The following is an 8542-nucleotide window of genomic DNA, read 5'->3' on the forward strand; positions in this document are numbered from 1 at the left end:
GGGTTGCTGCATCATCGTCTGCCCCCACCAAAGCGGGCCTACCCTATTGAGGCAAAGCCCCGGAACCTTTGTTACCGGGGCTCGTAATCGAAAATAATTTTTTCCATTCTCGGTAAAAACAGGTAATGAATGGTCTCTTTAACCCACGCCCAGTAGGCATCACACTCTCCGTCCATGCCCAGGAACCGTGCATAGGTGGAGCTTGCACCAAGGTAATTGGCCGCAAGAACGGTGAAGCTGTAGACGAACTTACTGACCTCTTCGTCGGATGCGTTGTGGTGGACTTTCTGCCTGAAAGTCTTCAGGAAACTGTCATGGAACACCGCATACTGGGCCGAGGCCGGAAACTGATCAAAATTCTCCACATGGGCCGTGTTCTGCATGAGCGTCCGGAAAAGATCCTTGTTGGAGAGATGGAACGCAATGATCCGCTCAATAAAAACGGCCAGGCCCTTGTCTGTCGTGTAGGCGTCCAGGCCGTCAAACCAGTGCTCCATGAACACGCGGAACTCCGCCACATGCTCTTCCATGACGCACTCGAAAAGACCGGCTTTTTTCGGGAAGTAGTAGTGAATGATCGGATGATCAAAACCGCCTGCCTTCCCCACCATCCGGACACTGGCCGCATGGTAGGGGTGCTCTGAAAAAACCTTTCTGGCGGCGTCCAGAATGCGCCGCCGGGTGGCCTCTCCCTTGGTCAGGTTGCGGGGAGCGTTCTTCCCTGTTGCTTTGGATGTATCCATAGTCTCCATCGGGTTCATGGTCATTGGAATGATAAACGACAAAACACGGGCGTCTCCCTCACCGAAGGAGAGAGCAACTTTTTTACCACACGTTCAGGAATTATTAAAGCGAAACCGCCAAAAGCCTGACTTACCGCAGGGACTCCTTTCGAAAATCCGTCGGCTTCATGGGCAGGTTGTACCGGATTTCCTGGAGGAGAAGGCGTGTCTGTCCCCCTTCCGGTGCCCGGCTCATCACCACCTCATAGGGGGTCAGGATGCCGTCAACGGTCCGGATGTCCTTGTTCTCCAAAAACTTTAAGAGCTTGCCCTTGGAATAATAGTCCATTTTCCGCAGGAACCAGTCCTTTTCACTGATATAGAGCACCGTCTTGTCATACACCTTCTTTCCCCGGGTCCTGACACTCTCCACCTTGTAGCAGGGCTCACCGGCAACGGTTTCCTTGCCCAGAAGGGTGTAGGCGTAATCGTCCACGTCCCGGGACGAAATGTCTTCGTAGGTGAAGTGGGAGTTGACAAAGGCCTTCTTTTTCGAAGATTGGCTGATGCGCTTGACCCGGCCCGACGACATCTGAAGCCACTGATCGTCGTCCTTGGCCTTGTGAGTATGGGTGAGCAGCTTGATCCGAGACGGCTTGTGAAAGGCAATAAGGGCACGGTCCTCCCCGCTTTCATCATCCATGGCGGTGAGGGTAAAGGTCTTTTCCGTCACCTTGCCCTTCTTCTGGATCTCCATGACCACCTCGCTGGTGGCTGTGTCCGGGCTGGCAATCTCCTCCGACCGGTCCACCACCTCGCGCCCCGTCAAGGCAAAGGCCCCGGTGTGAATCATCACCCCTGCAACTGCGTAAACCATCACTTTTTGTACGGTCTTCATATCGTCCTCTCTTTCATTCTAACGTGCATCGCTGTGCTGCCCGCGGCACCCCTTTGTTTACTGTAACCGGAAACGTTAAAAAAACGGTAACTATTCAAATTATATCAACGAAAGCGCCTCCGGCGGCCCTGCCGGGGGCTAAACGTTTAAAAAGTTTAACAAACAGGTTTTAAAAACAGATTCAGTTCAATCTGACTCAAAGGCGAATGTGATTTTCCCTGAGGAACGAAGGGGAAAGCGCATTCGCAACCTGCTTTCAAGGTGGCACACCTTGCCGCCGGAGGCATCTTTTTGGTTTTTACTCTGAGCCCTCTTGCCCCTGTGGTTCATCCGACTTTAACCATAGAAGGCTGCTTTTTATTAAAATTGGTAATCCACCGTCACCATGAACAGGTCCCGATCCCTCAGGTACCAGAAAGGGGACCCCACCTCGTTCAGATCCGGAGCCGACCCGTCGTAAAAGACCAGAGAGCCTTCCACCAAAAGGCCGTTTTGAAAATCATACCCCACCTTGGCCCAGGTCATCTGCCCCTCGGCCTCTCCGTCCATCACCCAGAAAAGGGAGACGGGGACGTGGCTGCCGAAAAAACTGTCCTGATACCTGAAGGCAAGGGTTTCATCGTAAAAAGGGTCCCCCAGCCCGCTCCGCGTGTAGCCGGACCGATGGGCCTCCACCGTCATCACGGACTCCCCTTCATGGGCGGGAAACCAGTCCACCACGGGAAGAAACCAGTTCAACCCGGCCGACACGGACCAGAAATCCGAGTCCACAATCTCGTAAGGAAACACAATGGCAGACGGATCACTTGTGCCCTGGGTGACATACCCCTGTTTATCGAAGCTCCAGGCCCCTTCCACCTGAACCACGCACTGGCCGAGGTCAGCGGAGACGTCGGCGCCCACGGAGGTCACATCCCCATGGAAGGACCGGGCCACAACGGTCACCGGTTCCCCCGGGGCAATGGTCACCCGGTCCGGGGCCATGAGGGGCTCACGGTCCGGCCCGTGGTACGCACTCACGGACAGGTCGCAGCTGCCCATACTTCGGGCGGCTTTCATCCCCACCCCCGCGTTTTCTATTCGCACATCGGGCTCTTCATTTTCGGTGTGTTTCACGGGCAGGGAAAAGTTGTCGGGTTCGATGTAAAAATAATCTCCCTCCCAGGCATTGAGGCGTGCCACCCCCACGGGCATCAGCACCGCTTCCACGGAATAGTCCCCGATAAACCGCAGCATGGAGACCGCCGGCACCCCTTGAAGCAAAGCGTCCTCTTCTTTCAAAAAGAGCTCCCGGAGATCTTCGGGGTTAAAGTAGCTGGTGGGGTTAATGAAATCAGCGGTTCCCCAGGCAAAGACCTGGTTGCCCACCCGCCAGCGGCTCGTGTCCGTTTCCTTTTCCACGTAGAGTTCCCGGAACGAAAGCTCCGCCCCCCGGGACGACAGGGTAAGGTTTCGCCTCAGGGTGGTCCCGCTGTCGCTGTAGCGGATCTCCCCTCCCGGAGAGTCGCTGCTCACGGCATCGTTGATCCTCAATTCCGGGGTTGCATAGACGGAAAACCCCTCACACGCCCAGAAAAGCGCTCCTTCCACCCTCACCTCGTTGCTGATCATGCTGTCTTCGACATATTCCGTATTTTTCATGGGTGCCATGCTCTTGGCACCGATGGTCCACTCGGCTTCCACATCGTCCGGCAACCAGGCACACACCGGAAAAACCCATCCCACACACACGGCCCAGACCAGCACAACACAGACCACAACCCTACAACGCATCAGACACATCTCCCTGGGGCATCGCCTCAGCCTCTTCCCTGCACAGCGCAGGTTTTACAAGATAAATCAACGCCGGCAGGATCAGAAGATCCCCCAGCAACGCAAAAAACATGGACAGCCCCGCCAGCGCCCCAAAGGCGATGACGGGTTTCACAGAGCCCGTCATAAACACAAAGTAAGCCGTGCAGAGGACCACCGAGGTCATCACAATGGGCTTGCCCGTGTCCCGAAAGGTTTTGAGAAGGGCTTCCCGGGTGCAGAGACCGGCCTCGCAGTTCCGCCGGAACCAGGTGACAAAATGGATGGTGTCATCCACGGCAATGCCGATGGTAACGCTTGCGATCATGATGGTGGAGGTATCCAGGGGAATGCCGACCCATCCCATGATCCCCAGGGTGGTGCAGATGGGAAACAGATTGGGCACCATGCTGATCACAGCCAGAAGCGGGCTCCGGCACACAAAAAACATCATCACGAAAATCAGCACAAACGCGGTGCCGAAGCTGCGGATCTGGCTGATTTTCAGGTTCCTGTCCATGGTGTTGTAAAGGGAGGAGAGCCCTGTGAACCGGTACCGATAGCCATCTCCCAGGATCTGCCCCACCCGCGCCTCGGCAAAGGCCCGGACCTTTTCGGCGTTGGCGTTGGACCCGAACTTGGAGGCAAAGGAGATGCGCGCCATGCGGTAATCCGGGGACACCGTCCGCTCCAGCACCTCGGGGTCTGCCAGCTCGTAATAGTCCCGAAGGTCCATGCGGCTCTCCGGCAGGGCCCCTTTTCCGCTCTCCCCGCCGGTAAAGGCTTCATGGATCTCGGCAATATAATCAGCAACGGAAAACACATGGGTATACTGCCCTGCCATATGGGCCATAATCTCTTCCGCCACCTCATCCAGGACCTTCAACCCGTGGGGATGGGTAAAATCCGTCTCCGGGCTCACCGCCTCAATCACCATCTCCACGGGGACGGTCCCCCTGATGTTGCTCTCCACAAAACGAATATCCTCTTTGACCCGGTTTCCATCTTTCAGGTACGCGGCAAAATCCGTGTCAAACCGAAGGCGGGTCATACCGTACCCGACACCGGCCGCCGCCACAAGAAACAAGAGCATCACGGCCCCGCTGTGGCTCACCACCCACTCCCCCAGCCATGAGAGCAAACCGATGACAGGATCCCCCGACTCCCGAGCCAAAGGGGCCTTTTCCCTGTTTCTTTTCACGACGGATTTGCGAAACCCCATCAAAAAGGCAGGCAGGACCAGCACCGACATAAAAAAAGCGATCATCACGCCCATGGCCGTAAACACCCCCACGATCTTCACGGGCCTGACCGTGGTGGTGACAAAGGAGAGATAGCCCATGCCGGTGGTGAGACTGGTAAACAGACAGGGTCGCCAGAGGTTGCGGGCCGCCTCCCCCACCGCAGCCCGATGATCGCGGCCGTTACGGGTGTACAGGGTGCGGTAGTGGGAAAGGATATGGATGGAGTCGGCAATGGAGATGGCCAGAAGCACCGGTGCGATCACCACCGTTACCGTGTTGACAACCTCTCCGCACATCACGAGAAGCCCGACGCCCCATAAAACAATGATCACGATGTTCACCTGACCGAGAAGCGACAGGGCCGTATTTCTCAGCATGAGATAAACGATGACCATGATAATCAGAAAGGTCACGGGAGTAAAGAGCATGTTGTCGCGCCTCGTCAACGCGTTGATCTCCACCTCCACGCAGGGACCGCCCGAATACCGGAGACGCCGCCCCCCGGAAACCGCATCCGCTGCCGCCTGAATGCTCCGGATGACCTTCCCCTTCTCTTCATTGGACTCAAAAGGAAGCAGCTCCACCAGAAGGCAGGTGGTGGTGCCATCGGCGGAGATGACCTGACCGGTAAGGATGGCGTGGGACAGGGCCATGGCCCGGGACGCCTCCGCCACCTCGGGCGTCACCTCCCCGTCGGGCAGAACGGGCTCAAAGGCCACCGTGTCCTCTTCCCCCAGGGCGACCTCGGCGTTTGTAAGGGAGAGCACCCGCTGCACCCCGTCGTGCCGTTCGATGATATCGGTAAGACCCCGGATAAAGGCCAGGGTCTCGGGGGTAAAGATATCCGTATCCCTGAACACCACGGCCATCACCTCGTCGTTGCCGAACACCTCCTGAAAGGCCGTGTAATAGGCGATGTCCGCATCATCATCTTCAAAGAAATCGTTGATATGGTTACGAAAGCTCTGGTGTGCGTAAAACCAGAGAAAAGGGAGCGTCGCCAGGAACACCAGGAGCAGGACAAGGCGATAGCGTGACACCGCAACATCGATAAGTCGATTCATGGGACCTCTTTGCTGAAGGCACATCCAGGGGGCCATGTCCCGCTTCGGGACACAATGACAAACAGTCATGACAGGGGGGAAAACCCTAAAGGATGTACCGTGTCCCTTTTGCAGTGTCAACGAGTTATTAACAACGTTCACTATACAAACCACAAACCTCATAGAAAAAATACATACACCGACGTTTGAGCCCCCGACGAACCTTGTCAGTATGGCCGCCCATGGGGTATCCTGAGCGTCAAGAAAGGCCTCCCCACGCGGGGCCTTGCACACACCCTCTGCAACCAGGCGACCCGATACGCCGCATCAGGAAAACGACGCATCCATGAAAGACGCACAGACACTCCGGGAGACCCTCCGCCGTATCGACGGCAGGGGGTACAAAGCGTACAAAGAGCTTCAAGGGACCTACGCCTTCGAGGCCTTCACCCTCTTCATCGACCATGTCCAGGGAGATCCCTTTGCCCAGCCCTCGCGTCTCCGGGTCCGGGTGGACCGAACCGCCTCCGGTTTTGACGCCTCTTTCACCTCCGGACCGAGCCGCACCGTGGCCCTCTGCGACTACCTGACACGGCTCTTTTCACGCACCGCGCGCCGCGTAACCAAAGGCATCCGAGGCACAGGCAAGGGGGGGCTCATCCTCATCGACACCCCGGCACAGGAGATCCTGCCCCGCACCGCCATGTCCGTCACAGATAATCACGTGGAGGCCCGCTTCTTTCTGGGGCTCCCCGCCTTCGGGCGCCGCATCGCCGGACGGGATGCCATGGAGATGCTCCTCTCGGAACTGCCGGCCATCGCCACCGAAGCCCTCTTTTTCAAAGAAGACCGGCGCGCCGCCCTCACCGCCCACGTGGAATGCTGCGAAGACGCCGATGCCCTGAGAGAAAAACTTTCCGCCCTAAATCGAGTAGCTTTTCTGGCCAACGGAGCCCTGCTCCCCCGGGCCAGCGGCATCGACCCCCGCCCCCTTGGCTCAGGAGCCATTCCCTTCTCCTCCCCGGCCACCCTGCGCATGGAGGTGGAGCTTCCCAACCGGGGCAAGGTGACGGGCATGGGCATCCCCGAGGGGGTCACCCTCATCGTCGGAGGCGGATTCCACGGGAAATCCACCCTCTTAAACGCCCTGGAACTGGGTGTCTACAACCACATCCCCGGGGACGGCCGCGAGCTGGTCGTTACCCGGCCGGACGCCCTGAAAATCCGAGCAGCCGACGGCCGAAGCATCTCGGGGACGGACATCTCGCCTTTCATCAACAACCTCCCCTTCGGACGAAGCACCACGGCCTTTCACACCCAAAACGCCAGCGGCAGCACCTCCCAGGCCGCAGGGATCTGCGAAGGGATCGAAGCAGGGGCCCGGCTCCTCCTCCTTGATGAGGACACCTCCGCCACCAACTTCATGATCCGCGATGAAAAAATGCAGCACCTGGTGGCCTCGGAAAACGAACCCATCACCCCCTTCATCGACCGGGTCAAAGAACTCCACGACAGCCAGGGGGTCTCCACCATCCTTGTCATGGGCGGCTCCGGCGACTACTTTGCCACGGCCGATCATGTTATCCAGATGACGGACTATGCCCCCGAGGACGTCACCGAAAAAGCCCACGGTATCGCAAAGGAACATGCCGATGGACGCATGGTGGAGACAACAGGCCCCTTGCGCCCCGTGACCCACCGCAGCCCGCGTCCCAAAAGCATCCCCCTTGAGGAGCGGCGGGGACGGGTCAAAATCACCACCTACGGTCGCCACGAGATGGTCCTCGGCACCACCCGCATCACCTTTGACGACGTGGAGCAGATCGTGGAACCTTCCCAAACCCGCGCCCTGGCCCAGGCCGTTGCCATGGCAACCCCCCTCATGGACGGTGCCCGAACCCTCACAGACATCCTGGACCGGGTCATGGAGACAGTGGCGACCCAAGGCCTCGAATCCCTCTCCGACATCCTGCGGGGCGATCTGGCCGCCTTTCGAAAACTCGAACTCGCCGCCGTCATCAACCGCGCCCGAACATTAAAAACCGTGCCGTCTGAGGTCAACGGCGGACCCAAAAACATGCCTCCGGCGGCAAGGGACTGAACCCCTTGACATGTGCTGACGGGCTACGCCCGTGAGTGGCGCCCCATGTGTGTTCGTGCCACTCACTGATCATCATTTTCTATTCACCAATCACGGCACGCAAACGCACCGACACGTTAGAAAGGAAACACCTGCATGCAACTACGCATCTGGCCACCGGCCTGGCTCACCCTCATGGCCGCCCTGGCCTTTGTCACCGATCGCCTGCTCCCGGGCCTGAGGCTTCCGGAAAGCCCCTTTTACCTTACCGGCCCCATCCTCTGGGTGCCTGCCCTCTGGATCTTCTGGCATGCCGTCCGAAAGTTCCGGCAGGCCCACACCCCCACCCACCCCTTCACCCGTCCCAGGGCGTTTGTCGTCCGGGGCCCTTACCGCCAGACCAGGAACCCCATGTACGTGGTGGCCCTCATGGTCATGACCGGCTGGTGTGCGGTGCTGGGCAACCCCGCCACCCTGCCCTTTGTCTGGGTGCTCAAAAAGGTCCTGTACCGGTTTGTCATCTGCGGGGAGGAAAAACTACTGGAAGAACTATTCGGGGAGATCTACCGGGACTATTGCCAAAAGGTCCCACGGTGGATTTAAGAAATGCAGTAAAAAATCAAAAAAAATGCCTCCGGCGGCGAGGTGTGCCACCTCGAAAGCAGGTTGCGATTGCGTTTTCCCCTTCGTTCCTCAGGGAAAATCACATTCGCCTTTGATTTCGATTGGCCTGAATTTGCTTTTTAAAACCTGTTTATTAAACT

The 8542-nt window shown here is 57.9% G+C and carries 6 protein-coding genes; 2 read left to right on the forward strand and 4 right to left on the reverse strand.

The window, feature by feature from the left end; all coding sequences use genetic code 11:
• Window positions 1-71: 71 nt before the first annotated feature.
• From BLQ12_RS19225 to BLQ12_RS19240, 4 genes are all read right to left on the reverse strand, one after another.
• Window positions 72-743: a TetR/AcrR family transcriptional regulator gene (locus BLQ12_RS19225; RefSeq protein ID WP_175469939.1), complete on the reverse strand. Its 672-nt coding sequence runs from the start codon at window positions 741-743 to the stop codon at window positions 72-74.
• 130 nt (window positions 744-873) lie between these two features.
• Window positions 874-1620, reverse strand: coding sequence for an outer membrane lipoprotein-sorting protein (locus tag BLQ12_RS19230; protein WP_092213113.1), 747 nt, complete (start codon window positions 1618-1620; stop codon window positions 874-876).
• A 360-nt stretch (window positions 1621-1980) separates the two neighbouring features.
• Window positions 1981-3393, reverse strand: coding sequence for a DUF1302 family protein (locus BLQ12_RS19235; protein ID WP_139164043.1), 1413 nt, complete (start codon window positions 3391-3393; stop codon window positions 1981-1983).
• Window positions 3383-5719 (reverse strand): efflux RND transporter permease subunit, encoded by a 2337-nt coding sequence (locus BLQ12_RS19240; protein ID WP_175469940.1) that lies wholly within the window; start codon window positions 5717-5719, stop codon window positions 3383-3385. The genes BLQ12_RS19235 and BLQ12_RS19240 overlap by 11 nt, the downstream gene beginning before the upstream one ends.
• Before the next feature lie 325 nt (window positions 5720-6044).
• On the opposite strand from BLQ12_RS19240, the gene BLQ12_RS19245 reads away from it, so the two are divergent.
• Entirely contained in the window at window positions 6045-7799 is a 1755-nt protein-coding gene (locus BLQ12_RS19245; RefSeq protein ID WP_092213118.1) for an ABC-ATPase domain-containing protein, read from the forward strand.
• A gap of 135 nt (window positions 7800-7934) precedes the next feature.
• Window positions 7935-8381, forward strand: coding sequence for a methyltransferase family protein (locus tag BLQ12_RS19250; RefSeq protein ID WP_092213120.1), 447 nt, complete (start codon window positions 7935-7937; stop codon window positions 8379-8381).
• The last annotated feature ends 161 nt before the right edge of the window (window positions 8382-8542 follow it).

It is taken from the genome of Desulfoluna spongiiphila (assembly GCF_900101345.1).
Taxonomy (GTDB): domain Bacteria; phylum Desulfobacterota; class Desulfobacteria; order Desulfobacterales; family Desulfolunaceae; genus Desulfoluna; species Desulfoluna spongiiphila.

Bases quoted from the DNA above. Each gene is read 5' to 3' on its own strand.
- BLQ12_RS19225 (WP_175469939.1), bottom strand. From the start codon at position 743: ATGGATACATCCAAAGCAACAGGGAAGAACGCTCCCCGCAACCTGACC.
- BLQ12_RS19230 (WP_092213113.1), bottom strand. From the start codon at position 1,620: ATGAAGACCGTACAAAAAGTGATGGTTTACGCAGTTGCAGGGGTGATG.
- BLQ12_RS19235 (WP_139164043.1), bottom strand. From the start codon at position 3,393: ATGCGTTGTAGGGTTGTGGTCTGTGTTGTGCTGGTCTGGGCCGTGTGT.
- BLQ12_RS19240 (WP_175469940.1), bottom strand. From the start codon at position 5,719: ATGAATCGACTTATCGATGTTGCGGTGTCACGCTATCGCCTTGTCCTG.
- BLQ12_RS19245 (WP_092213118.1), top strand. From the start codon at position 6,045: ATGAAAGACGCACAGACACTCCGGGAGACCCTCCGCCGTATCGACGGC.
- BLQ12_RS19250 (WP_092213120.1), top strand. From the start codon at position 7,935: ATGCAACTACGCATCTGGCCACCGGCCTGGCTCACCCTCATGGCCGCC.